Raw genomic sequence first — 19,870 nt, 5'->3', positions numbered from 1 at the left:
GGGCAGCTGGCCACGAGCGCAGCCAGCTCCATCGCTCTGAGGAGGGGCCCGGGCCACTCCAAAAGCCGCTCGCGAGCGCGAGCGGCACTCCTCAAACCCTCCACCTTGCCCCGCTCTGCACCCCAAAAGAGGCCGGCGCTGACAAAGTGCCGATCCGGATTTGAGTTCCGTCAGCCAATGACGTCGATGGACCATCAATGTTCAGTGCAGTTGACGGAGATAGACTTGGTATTCCAGCAGCCCGGCCAGTCCGGCCGGCGGACGGCGATTTCGGCTGCCCCTTGCACGGGTAGCGCCCGTGTCTCTGTTCGAAGAGCCTCTGCACGAAGCTGCGCAGCCAAGATCTTTAGGGTATCTGGTGTATGCAAGTATCCCAAGGTTTGGTGGTCGGCCATTAGTCAATCTCCTTCGTTGAAATGTGCCAAAAGGCTTGCAAGTCACGAGAAGCAAGCGTCATGCCGTGTCGGCGCAAGTGCGGCTCCACGCCGTGAATGTCCGGATTTTCCTGGTTTTTTTTTCAAGCGGGTACACGGGCATCCTTGTATGTCTCAAGTTCGGATGGTTCGACCGGGGTAGAATTTGTCGGATAGGCGACAGCTTTGTCTTATCGAGATCTCGTGCACGTAGGTGAGCGGGCCCGGCGAGCCGTGCCGGCAGATCATGGCCTGGAGAAGGTCCACTACGAAACAAAGGTCACGCTGGTCGGGAGCCCCCACCCAGCGAGGCGTAGGTTTGCTGGATAAGATGTGGAAGCTCGCCGACGGGAATGACATTGCGGCTCAAATAGGCGGACACGATTCGACTGGTGAGCTCAAGTCGCCGTTCCTTATCTCCAAGTGCGATTCCGCCAATGGCCCGATCAGGGCAATTCGCGCTCCATGCGAAAACCGGATGACGCTATTCGCCTCATGGCAGCCATTGTTGATGCTCTTAGCCGATGGTGCCTCACTTTGCTCCCATTCACCCAACCATGATGGGGGATGGATAAGGCAGGCATCGCATTTCTGGCACTGATACTCGTGCTCATCTCTCTCGTCGTAAGCATTCTCGCGATAGACAACGGAGCGAAGAAGGCCCCTCACGACAAGGCGGCGATTCCGGCCGCAATCCCGAGCAACCCAGGAATTTAGGCAATATTCAGCGAGGCCGGGGAGTGGTGAGCTTCTCCCCTTACGCCCGGTGAAGGTGACCTTGCCCCGCTGAAATAAACCATTTTGAAGTAAGCTCTGGCCCATTGAGAGGACCAGGGAATGAAGCGCAACCGTTTCACGGACGAACAGATCATAGGCATTCTGAAGGAGCACAAGGCGGGCACGCCGGTCTCGAAGCCTTGCCGCAAGCACGGCGTCAGCGATGCCAGCATCTACAAGTGGAAGGCCAAATTCGGCGGCATGGACGTGGCTGATTTGCGTGATCTGACGCGAAAGGCTGAGCGCGGAGAGTTTTCGCTCGGGCCGATGTTGATGGCGCTGATGCGGGCGAATGCCTCGACCGGGCGAAAGGCATCGTGATTGGCGCTTCATATCGGGTTCAGTGATCGCGATCGAATGCGGGCGTGCCCCAGCGGTGCAGTGGATACAGTACGATTTCTGCCGTAGCGGCAGGCGGCTCCTGCGGTGTGCCCCGGGAAATGTTGCTCGAGAGATCGTTCGACGAGGCAATCGATCAACGTGACCAGGTCTTGTTCCGTCAGGCCCGGAAAAAGCGGGGACGCCTCTATCATCATGGTCTTGACGACGGCTTCAGCCGGATAGTTCGAAGTGAGCAACACCGCCAACCTGGCGGATAGGTGACTCATGGCGTGGCCCACACTGCCAGGGACATCATGTGTCTGTCGCATTGTGAATTCCTTGCAGTCCTACTCGACGCGAGACGGGTACGCCGCGAGTCATTGGCAAAGCGTGTAGGCAATCGTGGGCATTTTATGCATCGGCCTGAGCGTCCTCGCTTTGCGTAATGCGCGTTGAAATCCACCGGGTGCAATTCGCGCGTTGATCGACATCAACTGTCGGTTCTGCCGTGCGGCAATAGGGTTTCGGAGCGGAGCAGATGCCGTGCTCCCGGTCTGGGTAGCTGATGGTTGAGTGGGGGGCAAGGTTTAGTGACGGATGCGGAGGGCAACACGACTTGTGAGGCGCTCGATATTGTTCCGCGAACTCATAGGTTTCGTTAGTTTCTCGCACTCCAAAGTTCCCGGATCTTCGTCCACCAGGGCAACAGCTGGCTGAAGTCTAACGTCAGATTTCCTCTCCTCTGGTTGGCGACCTTCACGACGAACCTCGCGGAGTGCCCATCCACGCATGTCCTACCGCATGAGCCCCGTGACGACCCAGGTCTTGGCTGGACGCGCGAGGACGTGCCCTCGCACCGGCAGCGTTGGCAGGCGCTGCTGCAGGCGCTTTCGGCGCCGCCGTCCGCGACGGAGTCCTCCTGCCTGAAATCGACGTCCGGTGGAGCGATCTACAAGCAGTGATCGCGGCCGGGGGCGCCGCGGCGAGAAGTCCGAGATCGAGACGAACGATGAATTCCGGGCCGCTGTCCATCCACCACTCAGCAACGGTACGCCAAACGCCGGGTTTTCTGCCTGTATCACGCCCAATGATGCTTGTTGGAGAGGCATGCTTTCTCGGTGGCGCGGAACGCCTGCGCGAAGTATTCGACGATGGATGCGTCAGTGATCTGCGCAGCCATGTCCTCGTCCTTGCGGTAGTCAGCCAGTGCTCGCTCCAGTGCCGGCAGCAAAGCGCTGAAAAAAATGTCGTCCATGGACGCATTGCTCATGTATTTTCCTGGGTATCCCGTATAGATACCGTGCTGTAGACACCTCTGAGCGAACGCTCTTCCGTGCCTTTGCGAGGGCAGAACGATATCAAACATAGTATCGCTTCCGAGAATTCGCGCAGGTATTCCGCTGCGCTCGAAGGAGGTTTGGAACTGTGTCTTGAGCGCCGAGCCAATCTCGGCGAGGCGAGCGACGATTTCTGCTTCCTCAAAAATATCCTGCGTCAGGTTGCCGGCCACGAAGGCCCGGTTCTCGCGTAGGTAGGTATTTCCGAGATAAGCCCTGTCGGCTCCCGCCATGGCATCGGCGGTGCCGGCAACAACGGAAAGTCCGACGCCTTGTGCTATCCCTTTGGCCAATGTGATGAGATCGGCTTCCACACCGTGCTTTCGGCAGTAGCCGCCCTTGGCGTAACGAAGTCCGCACAGCACCTCGTCAACCATCAGCAACACGCCGTGCAGTCTTGCCATTCTGGAGATTTCCTGAAGAAGTTCCGGAGAGAAGGCCGTGGGCTCGGGCGTAAAGAAAATGCCTGCCACCTCCCCCTCGTTCTCGGAAAGCTGCTGCTCCAGAATATCAAGGTCATATTGGAAGTCCTGGACGTGTCGATCGTTGGCTGGCGGGTTGTCCGACCAGGGACTTTGTTGAAAGATATCGTGCCACCCGTGAAAGCCAGCCGTCAGGATAACCGGCCGGCCGGTTCGGTGCCGGGCGATCCGAACCGCCGCCTCGGTCGCGCAAGATCCCGTCCTCAAGAAGAATACTCTAGGATTGCTTGGGAGCATTTCCATGATTTTCGCGGCAAGTATCCGGCGTTGTTCACTCACCGGCGATGGCAGAATGTCAGGCTCGTGCTTCATGGCCTGTGCAAGCCTGCTCTTGAACAACGTGTTATTGCTGCCCAGGGGCGAAGCCCCGCTGCAGGATGTCATATCCAGATAGATCTTGCCGTTGATATCCTCCGCCGTCGCACCGTTGGCGGAACGGAATATTATGGAGGACCGGGTTTCACGCTCCCATTCAGCCAAATGTCCGATAGCGCCGGCATCGAGCATCTAAATTATCCTTCTACTCGAGTAACAGGGCCATTCGCCGCGCGTTGGCCATGATTGTGTGTGTCGGATTGCTGTTGCCCGGAAAATTCATAACCGAGCCGTCCATGACATAGATGTTGGTGGACCCATGAATCCTGCCGCAGTTGTCGACGACCGACTTCCTGGGGTCACGTCCGGCAGGCATGGTGCCATGCAGATGGGAACTGCCTTTTGCATGGGATAATGGTTCGCGCTCGATGCGGGATGTGCCAAGACGGCGCAGTATGTCTTCCGCGCGGTCGGCGAGAAAGCCTAATCGCGCATGGTCATTGTCCGAGTTTGTATAATGGAAACGGATGTAGGGGATGCCGTGCCGATCAACGGCCTCGGTAAGTACAACGCGATTGTGCGACCATGGCTCTTCCCCAGCTATGTAGTGCAGCCTCACGCGACCGGCGTTCTCATTTGGCGAGAGGAAGTTCGCCTCATAAATGAGGCCGCCAAATCCACATGGCACGTCGCTATGCTCGTAGAACTCGTCCGTATATACGGTCGCATGCGGCCCCCAGTGCGGAACCAATACACCGGAGCCGCAATCATCGGACTCCATGTAGCCTGTGGAGTAGCCGCTGATCTTGAATGAGAGGCCCCGCCCAACAAGATCAGATCCATTTCCTATCCCCTTCGGTGCATGCCCGCTCTTCGAGCGAAGCATCAATGCCGCTGATTGAATCGCGCTTGCGCAAACGATGACCCTCTCGACTGGAATCCGGATCAGTTCCGATGAGAGCGGCAGATAGCATTCCAGTGCGTCAGCCCGACCGTCGCTGCGAGTATCGATCCTGTTGACGAAACAGCCGTATAGTACTGAAATCTTTCCCGATAGGGCGGAGTCATCCAAAACGTTTCTTGTAAGCACGGATGCTTTCGCATCCGTTGGACACATCAGCTCATCGCAAGATGAACACTGGTTGCATCCGTTGCTCGTTCCTGGCGGCCGAATTGCCAGTGGGATATTTTTTGGCTTTATGCCGAGTTCCTGCATCGCATTGGATAACTTCACTCCACGCAGGCTGGCTGGATAGGATGGGAACCCACTAGTGCCACTGATCTCCAGCAAATGCTCGATCTCAGAGTAGTGGGGCTCGAGATCCTGGATGGTAATAGGCCAATCAACCTCCATGTCAGTCGTAAGATATTGAGAAGCCGACAGATCTGCTTGTCTGTATCTGAACGTGATTCCATCATAGAACTGCATTCCGCCGCCGACGCAGCATGCTGTCCAAGGGTTACCGTCTGCGGAACCACTGGAGGTGAGTGCCCGGCTGTAGGCCAATTGATGAGGCCCGTGGAAGGCGCCGGGGGAAACCAAGCCTCCATATTCGAGGACGGCCACCTGGCAGCCCCTCTCCGCAAGCGTTCGCGCGACAATCGATCCAGATGGCCCGGAGCCCACTATAACTGCATCGAAAGCTGTGTAGTCACGAGAGGCCGCTGCAATATGTCTAATGTCCGTCATGCGCAATATTCTCCGGCGGGTTCTACGATGGCGGGCCAGCAACCCGTATTCGCGACGCAGGCCAGGACGTGCCTTGCGCGGGCGACGTAGTCGGGGACCGCGACGGCTGCCAGACCCGTGGCGGGGTGGCGGTAGTTGACGACGAGGCCGTCATAAGTCCGCACGACCCAGAGGCATACCTCGTCAGGATCGGTGCTCCGGCTGCGGAGGGTGATGACTTGCCAAGCTTTCCAGCTGCGGGCGCCGGGGGTACGACGAAGGTCCATGTACGAGACCATGAAGGGGTCTCGGAGCGGTTGCCCGAGGAGTTCGGCCACTCGGGGGATGGGTACCCGAGCCAGCTCCTTCGCCTGATCCACACTGGAGACCGCCCGACATACGGCCTCAGGAAAGGAATCGGTTTTGCTGAACGGGAAGGCCACCGGGCCCATACCCACGTACCAGCCAATGGAAGAACGCCACGGGCCGGTCCGTTTGTGGAAGGGGACCATCGTTCGAAATTCTCCCGAACCGGAGATTTCGTAGCCGACCTTCGCGAGACAGGCGAGCAGTCCGGATAAGATATTGCCTCCGGGCTCACGGCAGTGTTGCGCGAACGCTTGCGCAGCGGATGCGTCGAGAAGCTGGACGTATCGACTTGGCTGAGCAGCCGCGTTGCCGCTCACGTCACCAACCGGCACAGGAAACTCCGGCAGCCGGCCGTCCGCTTCGGCAAGGAAATGCCGCCAGCTGACGATGGACTCATGGTCGACGGTCAGCGCATCGGCTTCGGTCCGTTCGGCTTCGGCGAAATCGACGTAACTGGCAGTGGGGGGAAGGAGAGGTGGCGCAGGCTTGCCGCCGCGTGCCGCGAGTGCTGCAGCGTACAGGGTCTGGATCTCATGTGCGGTTGCGAGAATGGAGTAACCGTCCATCAGCACGTGATCGGCGGCCAGACAGACGGTTGTGGCCTCTGGGCGGTCGATGGTGACGCACATATATGCGGGCCAGCCGAGGGGACTGATTTCGCCGTTAAACAATTCCTCGAGATATCGAGCCAGCTGCCGGCCGTCGGTGAAATCCCCCGCCGCACTGGGGTGAATACTCACGGCTCCGGGCGGCAGCGTCCTCCGCTGCAGATGGCCGCCCGATTTGGTGCCAGGTGAGAAAGTGAGATGGCTGCGCAAGATTTCGTGGCGGTCCGTCCACTGGCGCAAGGCCGTGGTGAACGCATGCGCATTCAGCTGGGCGGGCAGACCGAATACGGAGCCCAGCCAGGATGGCAGCAGGGAACCCCCGGCTGCCATCTCGAGTGCGTGCGTGATGTGTGCTTCCTGGACGTGGGAAGCTCTCCGTGGATCGGCTACCCAGGTCGTTTCGCGCATACGCGGGGCGCATCGCCACACGGTGAGACGCCCCGGAAACAGACTGAGTGCTGGCAGGTCAGTGAATTTCATAATACGGCGCGCGCCTTAACCGCGAGGAACGAAAACAGTGATCATGATGAGGGAGCCGTTTGGTCAGCGAGAGGAGGTTAGAGTTGTGGGGCAGGTGGCGTCGGGGCATTTCGTGCGCCTCCTGTGTCACTGAGCGTTCCCGGGGCCCGGCACCGATCGGCAGTAGCCCAGGTGCGCCAGTTCCTTCCCCGCGATCCGTTCGAACTCCTCGATCTCTGCGGCCGTGAGATCCTGCAGGTACCGTCCATTGCGCCCGGCAAATAGCGGTTTGGCAGCGGCTCCCGCTGCGGGATGGCCCCAAGGCTTGTCGAAGAGCGCGTGTTTCTGCTCCGCATGGTGCATGAGCGCCTCGTCCCATGGTAGGTCGAGGAAGTCCACCATCCGCTCGATGGTCTCGCGAGGGCAGGTGACCAGATCCTCATACCGCACTTCCAGATAGCGGCCATAAGGCTCAGCCTGACGGGGTCGGGTAACGACCTCCATCCAGCCGTGCGCAGCCTCCGTAACAGTCCGGTAGCCCCACTCGGGGACGGTCTTTAGGTGGGAGGCAGCCACGTCACGGCCGTCGCGGATGATGTGGATGAAATCGGCTTTTGGCCAGATCGCCGCATACGTACCGATATCTTGGATCTTTCGCTGAAGCTTGAGGCCCCACCGTGCGGCTCCCGTCTGTTCACGTCGAAATTCGCCAATGGAGTCGATGAGCAGGCAACGGTCCTCCAGGGCGGATAAATCGGTGCCGCGCTTGGCCTTGAGGCTGCGCACCAGCCTCCGCACGTCGTCACGGCCGAGTCCGAAACGCTCGCACTGCACGACGAAATGCGCGCCGTCATACCACTCAGGATCGATGGTGTCCTTCGTCGCGCCGACGAGCCGTGCGTCGCGGACGTCTATCATGTCGCACACAGTCAGGATATGCGGACCGAGGTTGACGGGTTCGGTGAAATCGATCTCCGGGCCGACAACGAGGTCGGGATGAGAGTCGAGCAGCACGCTGAGCAGTGTCGTGCCGGACCGGTTCTCGCCGCCGAGTAGAATAGGGTTAGACGGCAGGGTGAGAAGAGGGGAAACGGACGTGGATTGGGTGGCATGATCGGGCCAACCAACAAGTTGTTCCGAATGTGCCTGACGATTCACATTACTATCGCCATCGCCATCCCAGTGATTTTCTGCACCTTGAAATGTCCGTTGATCAGCACCGCGTTGCGAGAGGCGAAGCAGTCTTTGGGCATCAGGTACGTTCATGCGAACGTCTCCTCAATGTTCGAAACGACCACCAAATGTTAACACCCAGAACACTCTTAACAAAATAGATACTTTTAATAGAGTTATCGGTTCGGAGTGCGTTTCTCAGGAGAGACCCAGGCGTCGCATCCTGCAACGCTCGGCTTTCGTCTATCCCGCGATCACTCGGGTGTTTGAATTCGGGCTGATCGGCAATACCGTGGGTGATCAGTCTCGGGTGCGGTGCAGCCGCCGGAAATGGCCTCAACCGCGCGCCGCCGGCGGATCTCGACGTTGTGTCCCTGTTGAAGCTTCGGCTTTGATTCCTTGCTGGCCGCCAGTGGTCAGCTCGGACTGGCGCTCCAAGGCGAACTCCTGACCGATCTCAAAGTAATCTACTGCCGACGCGGTTCGACGATTACGGTCCACGAGATCGCCATGCCCGCCGTGCAGCGAAACAGCGGCATAGGCACCAACTGGCTTCTTCCCGGATCGCTGACCTTCGCAACTACTTCAATGCGTCGGCATACGAGGTCGACTGCAAGCGGTAGGCTCTAGCAGGTAGAGGCCGAGAACGCTATGGTCGCTGACCGATAAAGCCCCAGGATGATATATATCGTTTTCCGGCTAAGCGGCCAAGGTTCGGGTCCTGGACCGCAGCTGCGGGATGAGTTGAGCGCGGCATGGTTATACTTCCTCAATCGGTATCGAAGATAAGATCGGGCTGACGAAAAACCTTTCACCTCCAGGGAGTATCGCATGCAAAGTGCTGTCACGATTCATTGTGGCGCCGCGCGAGCAGTCATCAGCCTTCAGGGAGCTCAGCTTCTTAGCTGGCGGGTTGGCGCTAACGATCTTTTGTGGCCAGGCAACCCCTCATCCTGGAATCAGAGTTGTCCCTTGATGTTTCCTTCATGCGGTTGGAGCGCCTCTTCGACCGTCGAAATAAACGGCGAATGTTATCCAATGCCTGTTCGCGGCTTTATCGGAATGCTCGATTTTGAGGTTGTTTCTAGCTCGGAGAGCGAGGTAACGCTTCGGTCGTCTGATACGAAATTTACGAGTACGATGTTCCCATACGAGTTTCTTTTCGAAGTTAAATTCAAGATATCTGATTGTATGTTGAGCATAGATATCTGCGTAAAAAATAGATCCGCAATGTCGATACTGCCGTATTCTATTGGCCTGCATCCAGGATTTAGATGGTCGCGGAACTCATCTGACAAAAGTGGCTGGAGATTGCAGTTTGAGAAGGCGGAGTCGCCGCTTGTTCCATGCATATCTTCGCAAGGATTGATTAAAGCTGATCAGAGGAAAGTTCCATTGCGTGGGCGCCTCCTATATTTGCATGACGGTCTTTTTCAAGACGAAGCCCTTTGTTTTTTGAATGCCAGAAGTCGGAGGCTGTCGCTCATCGGGGAAGGTGCAACAGTCCACGTGGACGCACCAGATGCACGGCACTGGATTATATGGTCTCTTCCAGATCAACAATTCCTCGCGTTAGAACCGTGTACGGGTCATGGCGACTTAGAGGGGACGCACACTGCATTTGAAGACCGGGGATATAATATCAATCTTGCACCTGCAGAATCTCAGCTATTCCGAGTGCGGTTTGAGTTCTCTGAAAAAGAGGATTGTCTAGACGAAACTTGAAATGGCCCATAAGTCCCCAACTTCGTCGGCAGGCTCAATGGTGCCGAAGAAGCCTTGGCGAAGTTCGGCGGAACAGCCCAGGAAGGCGACGCAAGATCTCGGTCAACTTGGCAATGGCCTCGGTCCCTTCGGACAGGTGCTCTCCTCGGGCGCCGGCGGCGGTGGGTCTGGCCTCCTCAGCAGCCTATCGTCCTTCGGTATGGGCGTTTTCTCGCGCTCGGGCCAGTTTGCCTCTGCGATGATGTGGGTTGAGGCATGCGAGAGCACGTTTTCGAGAGCATGCCGTCGGAAGAGATCATACGGCGGGTTCAAGATATCGATCTGATGTCCAGGCGGCGCGCCTATTGAGAGATCAGAGCGGTGGATAACTGCCCTTCAGCCGGCAATCGAATCTTGCCAGGGCGCCAATTCGCGCAAAGATGGCCGCGTCTGTGAATTCGAACGCTCAGACGCCGGGCCTCTTCTTTCGTTGAGAGAGAAGGGGCCTTTTTCTTATGGCATCGCCTGCCAAACGAAGGCGGCGAATGAGGAAGCCAGCACGCCTATAGCCGCCAGCCTCAATATCTTCATCCGGCGTGTCCTCTTGCCGGTCCAATCGTAGCCCATCAGCCCTCCGAACGGCTTCATGCCGTATCTCGGATATTGACCTAATTCTCCCTAAGAAAAGGAAAACTCTATGGCTCGGGAACCCTTCCAGTTGCCCTCGAACTCATGTTCGGGGATGAGGGCGGCTATTTCGAATCGCAAGTCTGACCGCGGCGGTCCGACGAAACACGGAGTGACGCACACAACGCTGGCGGCGTGAAGGCGGTTACGGCCGATCAAGTGAAGGCGATGAGCGGGGAAGAGGCCGAGGACATATACCGGCGCTCCTGCTGACCGCCATTGCGGTGGCAACATTCTAAGGTCGGAAAACAAATCGGATGTCAGTCGTGCGTCGATTTATCGGCGACTCGATGAGATGGTGCAGCGGGTCGGAGAGCTGGCAGGCTCGACGACGGCAATGCGGGGCGACATTGCCGAAATGAAGCCGATGACCGACCATGTACAGCGTTGGAAGAGGATGGGCATCGGCGCCCTGACGGTAATCGGCATCGGGGGGACGGTGTTGGGGTGACCTTCGCGGATGCGATCAAACGGGTGTTGACGATCGTGGCGCGGTAAGGGTGTTCGCCAAGTCGCAAAATTGGCGACTGGACGCCGCGCATCATCGTCATCGCCCGCTGCCTTCGGTCAGGTGTCGGCGGTGCCGATTGAGCGACAGTTCAGAGGCTCGGATCTGACGAAAAAAGGGCATGTCAACTAAAATCCGGTTAAGCGTTTCCGGCAAGACGGCTTTCTGTGGATAACGGGGTCGAACGCGGAAGTCGCAATCTACGAATTGCCGACTCCCCCGATAGTTGATCTCCTGCTGATGCAACCAACGAAGTTGTGTCCTCAAGCGGAGCATGCGATGACATACAGACCATTATTGCGATGGAAACGTGGTGAGCAGAGCGCTGTCGCGAATCTCTCACCTCAACTGAAGCGCGAAACTCTTCCCCTCCTTACATTGACTGGCCACAGTTATAACCCGGCATCAGGCGCGACCGTGGACGCAGCTTTCGATGCCCGGATCGCGCAGGATGCGGAACGGCTACGTACTGCCTGGGCGGGCCATCGAATTTCCGTCGATTTCGACGCAATAGATCCGGATGCTGAATGCGAGGGTGGTTGCCAGCCGATTCACCGCTTCTTTGATGGACTCGCCGGGGAAGTAGATGCTCGCCCCGTCCTCCGAGCCACCAGTGACCCTCGCTTCATAGAGGCTGTCGCAGGATTTGACGTTCCGCCGACTATCCGCCTTACCCCTGATGACCTCGCTGATCCGGCGATAGCTGGAATTATCGATAGCCAGTTAGAAGCATGCGGCGCTGCGCCTGGCGATTGCGATCTGGTCGTGGACCTGAGCTACATCGCCACCCCCGGCCGATCGACAATCACGGCGCAGGGTGCCCTTAATGCCGTGCCCTATCTAGAGCAGTGGGACTCGGTGACGCTGGCAAGTGGATCGTTTCCGGAGAACCTCTCGCAATATGCAGTGGGTAGCCACCTCGTGCAGCGTATCGAGTGGGAAGTCTGGCAAGCCGTCCGTGCGGCCACCGAGATACCTGTTTTGTACGGTGATTACACGACAATCCATCCGATCCCCGTTGAAGAGGGTCTTGACCCCCGGACCATGAACCCGAGCGCATCGGTTAGGTATACCTACGAGGGCAACTGGTTGTTGCTGCGAGGCGAAGGGACGCGGAATCGCGGCGGCCCGGGTTTTATGCAATTTCAGACGCATGCCGATTCCCTCGTTCGGCGGCCAGAGTATCGAGGTGAGGCGTTTTCGTATGGGGATGAGCGTATAGCGCGTATACACCGTCGCGAAGACCGTGCAGGAAATCTTGAGACGTGGGTTACGATTGGGGTAAACCACCACATTGCCGAGATCGTCGGTCAACTCGCCATCCTGCCCTAGCTTTAAGGGCTGAGCGCACTTCAGCTCGAAGTGTATCGATATCGAGTGCCACGGAAAGGCGACCATAGAGCGCTTCCCGTGGCTTACTCCTCACACCGGCCGCGGCGCCGTAACGCTCGAGGGTGGCAAGCGCTTCATCACGCCACAGGAGAGAAGCCAGTGTCGGCGCGTCAAGCCCACGATTGATTTCTGGTAGCCGCTCACGCGTCACGACCACGCCCCCGCCGCACTTGCTCGCGATAGCGAGTCCCCACCACTCTGGTATCATCTCCTCAGCTGCCTTGCGGTGGTTCTCCGCAACAACCAGACTGATGCGATCCAGGACCTTGTTATAGAGGTCCCGCTGCTGAGGCAGCCGCTCAAGTGTGTCACGCTCGCTCTTGAGTTCGAACCCCTCTATCTGGCCGTTTATGACAGCGATATCAACGCGGGTCGCTCCATTGAGGAGCCCCAGCTCGTCGAGCATCAACGTGTCGGATTCGCCCGCATGGGCTTCTTCCAACCATCGCCAAACGCTTTCTCTTACATCCCTGTCACGCATGTCAGCCCTGCATATTCCTTCAAAAGCTTACCAGCAACCCGGTTAACGATCTTCACGGGTGATGTTATGGTCCTGAATCCTGCGCCAGGATGATGTCGAAGGAACCCGTCTCCGGCATGGTCCTTGAGCCGATCGGTACGGCGGACGTATGTCTCAACGGTTTGTGGGTCCCGATGGCGCGTTACCTCCATGATCCGCGAGATGCTCGCCCTGTTCTCGGCGGCCGAGGTACAAAACCAGCTAGGAGGGAATGACTGGATAGCCGCTCGACATCGAGGCCGGCCGCATTCGCATATCGCTTTACGACCAAGGCGACTGATTGCGACGTGAGAGCATCGGTCGTCAGATGGTCGCCACGATTGATCCGGCGGAAGATCGGCCCCGATGTTATACCCGCCGCCTCGAGCCAGTCCCTGAGCCTGTCAGCGGACCTGAGTGCCTTTCCATTCAGCACGGCCACCGACTGACTTTTCGCCTCCTGATCCGGTTTGACTTGGGGAGAAACACGTCCACGCTCTTGTTGGAGGTCCTCGACGGTGATCGCGATGAGTTCGGAGCGGCGGAAGGCGCCAGCGAAGCCGAGTAGCAGCAGAGACCTGTCACGCTTGCCCTGGAGCGTCTCTGGTCGATACGGGCGATCAGGGCGTGGATAACGTCCACGGTGGCTGGCGCCTTCTGGCGGGCCGCTGTGCCGACGGTCCGGCGAATGCCCTTCAGGATCGCTGCCAAGCCGGCATGTCGCACCTGGTCGTCAACAACGAGAACGGTGGCATGCGAATCAGTCATCGCATGGTCTCCTGCGCTCCGCCTCGTTGCCGCCGGCGCGATGGACAGCGATGCTGACCGGGGTGCGGGACTTGGGCGTCTTCCGGGTGAAATTGTAGCGCGCCACGTGATAGCTCGGATCGAAGCCGTAGAAATTGCGCCGCAATCGGCGCAATTCCTCTTCCCGATAGGCGGCAAGCGGCTTTGCAGCTTCGTCGCGGGCGCGCCGGGCTCGCTTTTCTGCAACACGCCCGGCAAGCTCGGAGGACGCTGCGAGTTCGGCGGCGGCGCGGCGCAGTTCCTGGTCGGCGACGTCGACATTCCCCCGTAGTCGCCGAGTTGCGAGCCCGAGTTCGAACGCTTCGTCGATCCCCATCGGCAGCCTTGCCCGCGTGACGCGGCGGCCGCGATCTTCGCCGACGCGGGCCGGCAGGAGGTACGTCCAGTATTCCGAGCCGTAGAGATTGCCCATGTCCTTGTAGTGCGGGTTGAGGATGGCGCCCTCCCGCATCCAGACCTCATCGGCAGCGAGTGACAGGAAGACGCCACCGGCCCCCGCATTGCCGAGCACCCCCGCGATCACCAGTCGGTCGTCGGTTTCAATGATCTCACGCACGAGTTCGTTCATGGCATTGATGTTGCGCCAGGATTCATCGGCTGCGCTGTCGGTGCTTTCGATGATGCCGAGATGGATGCCGTTTGACCAGCAATCCCCGTCGCCGCGCAGCACGAGAATGGGGAGCGCGCGCGCCTTAGCAGCCACAATAGCCTCCCGGAGGAGATCGCAATCCTCGGACGACATCGCGCCGTTGTGGAAGCGGAAGTGGAGAAAGCCGACACTGCCCTCCTCTTGATAACGGCAAGGTTCGGGACCGTTGATGGCGGTTAGCGCCGCCGCATCCGCGCCAAGAAGGTAAAGCGCCGGCAGCTTCAGGCTGCGAGGTTCCGGCCGACGGAGTTGGCCGATCCAAAGGGCACCTTCTCGGAATGCAACGGCCACCTCCTGCCGCGATCGCGCGACTAGTGCGCCGGGGGGTCCCGACACTCCCGCCGCCAGTTCTGCATCGAACACGAGGAAGGGTTGCCCGCTGATTGTCAGTGATGCTCCGGGATCGCCGTCCGATGCATGAATAATGCGGAGCGCTTCTTCCGGCGACTGCAGCGCGGGATCTAGAGCCCGATTCGACTTTCGGCAGGCAGGGCGCTCGCGGCCTCTGCCCCAGTTCGCTGGCATGACCGGCCCCTGCCTGCGCTCGATCCGCTCAATCGCCTTGAACACGCAAGCAGTTGCAGCCTCGGTCACCTCGTGCCGATAGATGCTCGATTTCCGGGTAGCCCGCATCGGGAACTCTGCCCAGGCCCAGACCGGACCGGCATCCAGTTCCTCCCGCGCTTCAATCAGCGTCACGCCCCAGGTCGTTTCGCCATCGAGGATCGCCCAGTCAAGCGAGTTCGGTCCACGGTCGCCACGGATGCCGGGATGGACGATCAGGCAGAGCGTCTGGCGCCAGACGTCGGCAGGGATCGGCCGCTTGAGAAAGGGTGCGATCATGAGGTCGGGGCCGAACAGCGCAACCGCTTCGCGGGTAACGTCGTCATGGATGTCGAGTTCGACGGACACGTCGTGTCCCGCCTGCCTCAGGTCGACATGCAGGCGCTGGGAGAGCGAATTGAAGCTGTGGCAGAGAAGCAGAATGCGCATCGGCCTCGCTCAGCAGATCCGGGGTAGTTGCTCGCCCGACAACCAGTCGACGATGCGGCCGCCACCGAACGACGTCGCCATCTGCACGAAGCAATTTTCGTCCGCGACAGCATGGCCGATGAGCATCGCCTCGGCTCCCAGCGGGTGGGCCTGCATCGCCGCGAGCACGACGTCGGCGCCATCCGGCGCAACCACGGCGACCAGCTTGCCTTCGTTGGCGACGTTGAGTGGATCGAGGCCGAGGAACTCGCAGGCTGCGGCAACCTCCGGCTTCAGCGGGATCGCTTCCTCATCGATATGGAAGCCGATCTTTGATTGGTTGGCGATCTCGTTGAGTGTCGCGGCTATGCCGCCGCGCGTCGGGTCGCGCATCAGGCGGATGTGCTTGCCGCCGGCCGCCACCATCGCCGCCACCAGTCCATGCAGTGCCGCGCTGTCGGAGATGATCGCGGTATCAAATTCGAGGTTCTCGCGCTTCGACATGACAGCAACGCCGTGATCGCCGATTGAGCCGGATATGATCACCGCATCACCCGGTTGGGCCGCGTCCGCCCGCAGGTCGAGTCCGTCCGGCACCCTTCCAACGCCGGCAGTTGAGATGAAGACGCCGTCGGCCTTGCCGCGCTCCACTACCTTGGTGTCACCGGTGATGATCGGCACACCGGTCTCGCGCGAGGCGTCACCCATGCTTTGGGCGATGCATTCAAGATCGGCAAGCGGAAAGCCTTCCTCGATGATGAAACACGCCGAAAGATAAAGCGGCACCGCACCCGCCATGGCGATGTCGTTGATCGTGCCATGCACCGCGAGCGTGCCGATATTGCCACCCGGGAAGAACAGCGGCGAAACGACGTACCCATCCGTGGTCATAACCATGCGCCCGGAAGGCACCGCAAAGGTTGACTGGTCGTTGCCGGCCCGCAGCCAATCATTGTCGAGGGCCTTGTGGAAAATGTCCTCGATCAGTTGCCCCATGGCGCGTCCGCCTGCGCCGTGCGAGAGATCGACCCGGCCGTTGGCGATGTCGAGCTTCCACGTGTAAGCCTTCACTCCCATCTTGTTCATGCGACGGCTCTCCCCGCGTCCGCCTGTCTTGCCTTCTCGCGGAGGCGGCCATAGGTCCAGTGGGCGGCGCAGGCGCCCTCCGACGACACCATACAGGATCCCATCGGTGTGTCCGGGGTGCAGACCGTACCAAAGAGCTTGCAGTCGGCCGGATTCCTGGCACCGCGCAGGATGGCGCCGCATTCGCAAGCGGGATTGTCCTTGGCCGCCGGCGTTACCATGGAGAACCGTTTCTCGGCATCGTAGGTCGCATATTGCGGCCTGAGCCTGAGTGCGCCATAGGGCACCTCTCCGAGGCCTCGCCATTCGAAGCTCTCGCGAAGCTCGAAGAAGTTGGCCACCTCGGCCTGGGCCTTCTCGTTGCCGAACACGGTGACGGCGCGGATATATTGGTTCTCGACCTCATGTCTGCCGTCATTGACCTGCCGGACGAGCATCAGGATCGCCTGGATGACGTCCAGCGGCTCGAAGCCAGCCACCACGACCGGCTTCTGAAACTCCTCGGCAAAGAACTCGTAAGGCTCGGTGCCGATCACGGTCGACACATGGGCAGGACCGATGAAGCCGTCGATCTTGATGGTGCCGAGCTTGCGGACGTCGGGGCTCTCGAGAATGTTCTGGATCGCCGCCGGCGTCAGCACGTGGTTGCAGAAGATCGAGAAATTGCCGAGTCCCTTGGCGATCGCCGCCTTGAGCGCAAGTGCAGTCGGCGGCGTTGTGGTTTCGAAGCCTATGGCGAAGAACACCACGTCGCGATTGGGTTCAGCTTCCGCGATCCGTAGCGCATCGAGCGTTGAATAGACCATGCGGATATCGGCGCCGGCCGCTTTCGCCTTGAGCAGGTTCGATCCGTCGGAGCCCGGCACTCTCATCAGGTCGCCATAAGTGCAGAGCGTGACCTCCGGCCGCATGGCGAGCGCGATCGCCGCGTCGATCCTGCCGATCGGCAGCACGCAGACGGGACAGCCCGGTCCATGAATCATCCGCACATTCGGCGGCAACAGGTCCTCGAGGCCATAGCGGGAGATGGCATGCGTGTGGCCGCCGCAAAACTCCATAAAGTGATAGGAGCGCACCAGGTCGGCGGTCGCAACGATCTGCCGCGCGATATCCATGGCGAGTCTTCCGTCGCGGTATTCGTCGATATACTTCATGCCGCATCTCCGATGGCAGCTTCCCGGATCAGCGCGAGTGTTCTTTCCGCCTCTTCCGGATCGATTTTCGCCAGCGCGTAACCGACATGGAGAACGACATAGCCGCCGACTTTCACATCGTCGACGAGCGCGGTCGAGATGATCTTCGAGACGCCGCCGAGCGTGACCTTCGCCATGTCGTCGGGCAGAACCTCCTTGACCTGGACCGGAATCGCTAGGCACACGTCCGGTCCTCCTCCATTGATACGTATTCGTTCATGATGACCTGGCGCGCATAAGCCGCCTGGCCGAGCGCGATGCCGCCGTCATTGGCCGGCGCGAGTCGCGGCAGATAGGGATCGAGACCGCGCTCACGGAGCGCTTGGATCAGCCCCGTCGCAAGGACACGGTTCACCATGCAGCCACCGCCAAGCGCGATCCGCCTCGCGCCGAGACTGCGGGCTCCATCTTTCGCCCAGTCCGCGAGGCCTGCGATCAAGGTGCCGTGGAAAAGGTCGGCTGCGGCGGGAGCACCAAGATTGCGTTGCGCGAGATGCAGGATCAGCGGGCGAAAATCGAGCCTGCCGTCGCGGATCGCGAAGCCACCCTCCAATTCAACAGGATTGCGAACCTGCGCCTCGAACTCCATCGCCGCCTGTCCCTCGTAACTCTGGACGAGGCGGACGCCGGCTATCGCCGCCGCGGCATCGAAAAGCCGCCCGAGACTCGAAGTCCAGGGCGGCTGCATGCCACGCTCGAACATCGCCGTGAGCTGCGCAACGCCGCTATGGCCCGGCCAGAGCCGTGGTGCGAGATCGATATATCCAGCCGCCTGCAGAGCCGCGACGCCCATGCGCCATGGCTCGCGCGCGGCACGGTCGCCGCCCTGCAGCGGCAGCGACGTGAGCGAACCCGTGCGGTTCCAGTGATGACCGTCGAGAGCCAGCATCTCGCCGCCCCAGCTGGTGCCGTCGGTGCCAAAGCCGTGCCCGTCGAGCGCAAGACCGAGAACCAGCCCGGAAAGCTGATGCTCCGCTGCCACCGCCGCCACATGGGCGAGATGATGCTGGACCGGCACGACAGGCAAATTCAGGCCCTGCGCGATGCGCACCGAGTGGAAGTCCGGATGCAGGTCGCATGCTGCGAATTCCGGCTTCACATCGAGGATCGAACAGAGGTGACTGAGCGCCTCTCGTTGAAAGCGGATCGCCTGCGCGTTGTCGAGGCCGCCGACATGCTGGGACAGAAACGCCTCGCGGCCGCGCGTGACGCAGATCGTATTCTTGAGATCGGCGCCGGTCGCGATCACTGACGGGCCGTCAATGCCCAGATCGATCGGCTCAGGCACAAAACCGCGCGCGCGGCGGATGAAAGACGGCGCGCCACAGATCACCTGCATGACGGAGTCGTCCGCCCGGATGGCGACGTCGCGGTCATGCGTAACGATCAGATCGGCAATCGCGGCGAGGCGGCGTTCTGCATCCGCATTGTCTGCGACGAGCGGCTCTCCGCCGGGATTGGCGCTGGTCGCGACCAGCGCGGGAGGATGGTGCCGGCGCTCCGCCAGCGCATCGAACAGCAGGTTGTGCAGCGGGGCATAGGCCACCATGACCCCTATCCGTGCGAGTCCCGGCGCGATCAGATTGGAGAGTTCGCAAGCGCGGGGCTCCACCAGGACGATCGGGCTGGCGGCCGATCCCAGCAACACCTCTTCCGCCTCGGACAGCCTCGCAAGCTCTCGCGCCGCGTCGATGTCGCGCACCATGACTGCGAACGGCTTGTGGTCACGCGTCTTGCGCAGCCGGAGGAGATCGATCGCCGCATCATTTCGAGCGTCGCAAAGCAGATGGAAACCGCCGATCCCCTTGAGCGCGACGATGCCGCCTTCCGCAATCTTCGCAGCGACCTCAGTTATCGGGTGGCTAAGCCCCGGCCCGCAATCCGGGCACGCGACGGGCTCGGCATGGAAGCGCCGGTTTTCGGGGTCGGTGTAGTCAGCGGCGCAGGCCGCGCACATCGGAAACGAAGCCATCGATGTCTGCCGCCGGTCATAGGGCAACGCGCGGGTGATCGTGAAGCGCGGGCCGCAATGGGTGCAATTGACGAAGGGGTAGCCGAAGAACCGGCTTGATGGGTCTGTCAGTTCGCGCCGGCACTCGGCGCAAGTCGCGGCGTCGGCGCCGATCCGGGTCGCGCTCCGGCCACTCAGGCTTTCGAGAATCTCGAAGCCTTCGCGGGCGGAGGGAGCGAGTTCAAGCACGTCGATCGAGTCGATGCGGGCGAGGGGCGGGGCCTCGTTCCGGACCACGTCGGGGAAGCGATCCGCGTCCGGACCCTCGATCTCGATCAGCACGCCGGCGCTGTCGTTCAATACGAAGCCTGAAAATCCCATGTTCCGCGCCAACCTGTAGGCAAATGGCCGGAAGCCGACGCCCTGCACGGCGCCGCGCACCCGGAGCCTCAGTCGCCGGATGGGGCTTACGGTCGATCGGGCAAGCGCTCGGGCCATG

Annotated in this window: 15 protein-coding genes and 2 pseudogenes; 4 read left to right on the top strand and 13 right to left on the bottom strand. The window is 60.3% G+C overall.

Annotation, left to right across the window (positions count from 1 at the left end; genetic code table 11):
* Positions 1-696: 696 nt before the first annotated feature.
* Positions 697-843: pseudogene (locus tag J2Z31_RS13515) on the bottom strand (MucR family transcriptional regulator); the annotation flags it as partial.
* 407 nt (positions 844-1,250) lie between these two features.
* On the opposite strand from J2Z31_RS13515, the pseudogene J2Z31_RS13510 reads away from it, so the two are divergent.
* Positions 1,251-1,401, top strand: a pseudogene (locus J2Z31_RS13510) (transposase); the annotation flags it as partial.
* Positions 1,402-2,589: 1,188 nt separating this feature from the next.
* Here J2Z31_RS13510 and J2Z31_RS13500 read toward each other — a convergent pair.
* The 4 genes from J2Z31_RS13500 to J2Z31_RS13485 all read right to left on the bottom strand — a co-directional run bounded on the left by J2Z31_RS13500 (position 2,590) and on the right by J2Z31_RS13485 (position 8,016).
* Positions 2,590-3,837, bottom strand: a complete 1,248-nt coding sequence (locus tag J2Z31_RS13500) for an aminotransferase class III-fold pyridoxal phosphate-dependent enzyme (RefSeq protein ID WP_028002605.1) — start codon at positions 3,835-3,837, stop codon at positions 2,590-2,592.
* Positions 3,838-3,850: 13 nt separating this feature from the next.
* Positions 3,851-5,074, bottom strand: coding sequence for a GMC oxidoreductase (locus J2Z31_RS13495; RefSeq protein ID WP_234710695.1), 1,224 nt, complete (start codon positions 5,072-5,074; stop codon positions 3,851-3,853).
* Positions 5,075-5,331: 257 nt separating this feature from the next.
* The gene (locus tag J2Z31_RS13490; protein ID WP_209439321.1) at positions 5,332-6,771 is read right to left on the bottom strand and encodes a condensation domain-containing protein; all 1,440 of its coding nucleotides are present in this window, start codon (positions 6,769-6,771) and stop codon (positions 5,332-5,334) included.
* Positions 6,772-6,897: 126 nt separating this feature from the next.
* Positions 6,898-8,016 carry a sulfotransferase family protein gene (locus tag J2Z31_RS13485; RefSeq protein WP_234710694.1) on the bottom strand — a complete coding sequence of 373 codons (1,119 nt, stop codon included), beginning with the start codon at positions 8,014-8,016 and terminating at the stop codon, positions 6,898-6,900.
* A gap of 738 nt (positions 8,017-8,754) precedes the next feature.
* Between J2Z31_RS13485 and J2Z31_RS29975 the strand changes: the two genes are divergently transcribed.
* A complete protein-coding gene (locus tag J2Z31_RS29975) occupies positions 8,755-9,648 on the top strand; it encodes an aldose epimerase family protein (protein ID WP_209602386.1) in 894 nt (297 codons plus the stop codon).
* A 492-nt stretch (positions 9,649-10,140) separates the two neighbouring features.
* Here J2Z31_RS29975 and J2Z31_RS29620 read toward each other — a convergent pair whose 3' ends face one another.
* Positions 10,141-10,275 carry a hypothetical protein gene (locus tag J2Z31_RS29620; protein WP_268828480.1) on the bottom strand — a complete coding sequence of 45 codons (135 nt, stop codon included), beginning with the start codon at positions 10,273-10,275 and terminating at the stop codon, positions 10,141-10,143.
* A 271-nt stretch (positions 10,276-10,546) separates the two neighbouring features.
* Between J2Z31_RS29620 and J2Z31_RS29255 the strand changes: the two genes are divergently transcribed.
* Together J2Z31_RS29255 and J2Z31_RS13470 are read left to right on the top strand one after the other, a co-directional pair.
* Complete coding sequence (locus J2Z31_RS29255) at positions 10,547-10,765, top strand: DUF1515 family protein (protein ID WP_328243441.1); 219 nt, start codon at positions 10,547-10,549, stop codon at positions 10,763-10,765.
* Positions 10,766-11,101: 336 nt separating this feature from the next.
* Positions 11,102-12,154, top strand: a complete 1,053-nt coding sequence (locus tag J2Z31_RS13470) for a beta family protein (RefSeq protein WP_028002600.1) — start codon at positions 11,102-11,104, stop codon at positions 12,152-12,154.
* Here the strand turns inward: J2Z31_RS13470 and J2Z31_RS13465 are convergent.
* The 7 genes from J2Z31_RS13465 to hypF form a co-directional block, all read right to left on the bottom strand.
* The gene (locus J2Z31_RS13465) at positions 12,093-12,695 is read right to left on the bottom strand and encodes a sce7726 family protein (RefSeq protein ID WP_084617831.1); all 603 of its coding nucleotides are present in this window, start codon (positions 12,693-12,695) and stop codon (positions 12,093-12,095) included. The two genes, J2Z31_RS13470 and J2Z31_RS13465, sit on opposite strands and share 62 nt — an antisense overlap.
* A gap of 181 nt (positions 12,696-12,876) precedes the next feature.
* Positions 12,877-13,284 (bottom strand): site-specific integrase, encoded by a 408-nt coding sequence (locus J2Z31_RS13460; RefSeq protein WP_234710729.1) that lies wholly within the window; start codon positions 13,282-13,284, stop codon positions 12,877-12,879.
* Between the two features lie 189 nt (positions 13,285-13,473).
* Positions 13,474-15,162, bottom strand: a complete 1,689-nt coding sequence (locus tag J2Z31_RS13455; protein WP_028002597.1) for an enoyl-CoA hydratase-related protein — start codon at positions 15,160-15,162, stop codon at positions 13,474-13,476.
* A gap of 9 nt (positions 15,163-15,171) precedes the next feature.
* Positions 15,172-16,227, bottom strand: a complete 1,056-nt coding sequence (gene hypE / locus J2Z31_RS13450) for a hydrogenase expression/formation protein HypE (protein WP_033058249.1) — start codon at positions 16,225-16,227, stop codon at positions 15,172-15,174.
* Positions 16,224-17,381 (bottom strand): hydrogenase formation protein HypD, encoded by a 1,158-nt coding sequence (gene hypD, locus J2Z31_RS13445; RefSeq protein ID WP_028002595.1) that lies wholly within the window; start codon positions 17,379-17,381, stop codon positions 16,224-16,226. Before hypD ends, hypE begins: the two co-directional genes overlap by 4 nt.
* Positions 17,378-17,605: a HypC/HybG/HupF family hydrogenase formation chaperone gene (locus tag J2Z31_RS13440; protein WP_028002594.1), complete on the bottom strand. Its 228-nt coding sequence runs from the start codon at positions 17,603-17,605 to the stop codon at positions 17,378-17,380. The genes hypD and J2Z31_RS13440 overlap by 4 nt, the downstream gene beginning before the upstream one ends.
* Positions 17,596-19,869: a carbamoyltransferase HypF gene (gene hypF / locus J2Z31_RS13435; protein ID WP_028002593.1), complete on the bottom strand. Its 2,274-nt coding sequence runs from the start codon at positions 19,867-19,869 to the stop codon at positions 17,596-17,598. Before hypF ends, J2Z31_RS13440 begins: the two co-directional genes overlap by 10 nt.
* Position 19,870: the final 1 nt, after the last annotated feature.

Source organism: Sinorhizobium kostiense (assembly GCF_017874595.1).
GTDB lineage: Bacteria > Pseudomonadota > Alphaproteobacteria > Rhizobiales > Rhizobiaceae > Sinorhizobium > Sinorhizobium kostiense.
This window is presented reverse-complemented; position numbering and strand designations above follow the sequence as displayed.

Coding starts and splice junctions, on each gene's coding strand:
- J2Z31_RS13465 (WP_084617831.1), bottom strand. CDS start 12,695: ATGCGTGACAGGGATGTAAGAGAAAGCGTTTGGCGATGGTTGGAAGAA.
- J2Z31_RS13470 (WP_028002600.1), top strand. CDS start 11,102: ATGACATACAGACCATTATTGCGATGGAAACGTGGTGAGCAGAGCGCT.
- hypF (WP_028002593.1), bottom strand. CDS start 19,869: ATGGCCCGAGCGCTTGCCCGATCGACCGTAAGCCCCATCCGGCGACTG.
- J2Z31_RS13455 (WP_028002597.1), bottom strand. CDS start 15,162: ATGCGCATTCTGCTTCTCTGCCACAGCTTCAATTCGCTCTCCCAGCGC.
- J2Z31_RS29975 (WP_209602386.1), top strand. CDS start 8,755: ATGCAAAGTGCTGTCACGATTCATTGTGGCGCCGCGCGAGCAGTCATC.
- J2Z31_RS13490 (WP_209439321.1), bottom strand. CDS start 6,771: ATGAAATTCACTGACCTGCCAGCACTCAGTCTGTTTCCGGGGCGTCTC.
- J2Z31_RS13495 (WP_234710695.1), bottom strand. CDS start 5,074: ATGCAGTTCTATGATGGAATCACGTTCAGATACAGACAAGCAGATCTG.
- hypE (WP_033058249.1), bottom strand. CDS start 16,227: ATGAACAAGATGGGAGTGAAGGCTTACACGTGGAAGCTCGACATCGCC.
- J2Z31_RS13485 (WP_234710694.1), bottom strand. CDS start 8,016: ATGAACGTACCTGATGCCCAAAGACTGCTTCGCCTCTCGCAACGCGGT.
- J2Z31_RS13500 (WP_028002605.1), bottom strand. CDS start 3,837: ATGCTCGATGCCGGCGCTATCGGACATTTGGCTGAATGGGAGCGTGAA.
- hypD (WP_028002595.1), bottom strand. CDS start 17,381: ATGAAGTATATCGACGAATACCGCGACGGAAGACTCGCCATGGATATC.
- J2Z31_RS29620 (WP_268828480.1), bottom strand. CDS start 10,275: ATGAAGCCGTTCGGAGGGCTGATGGGCTACGATTGGACCGGCAAGAGG.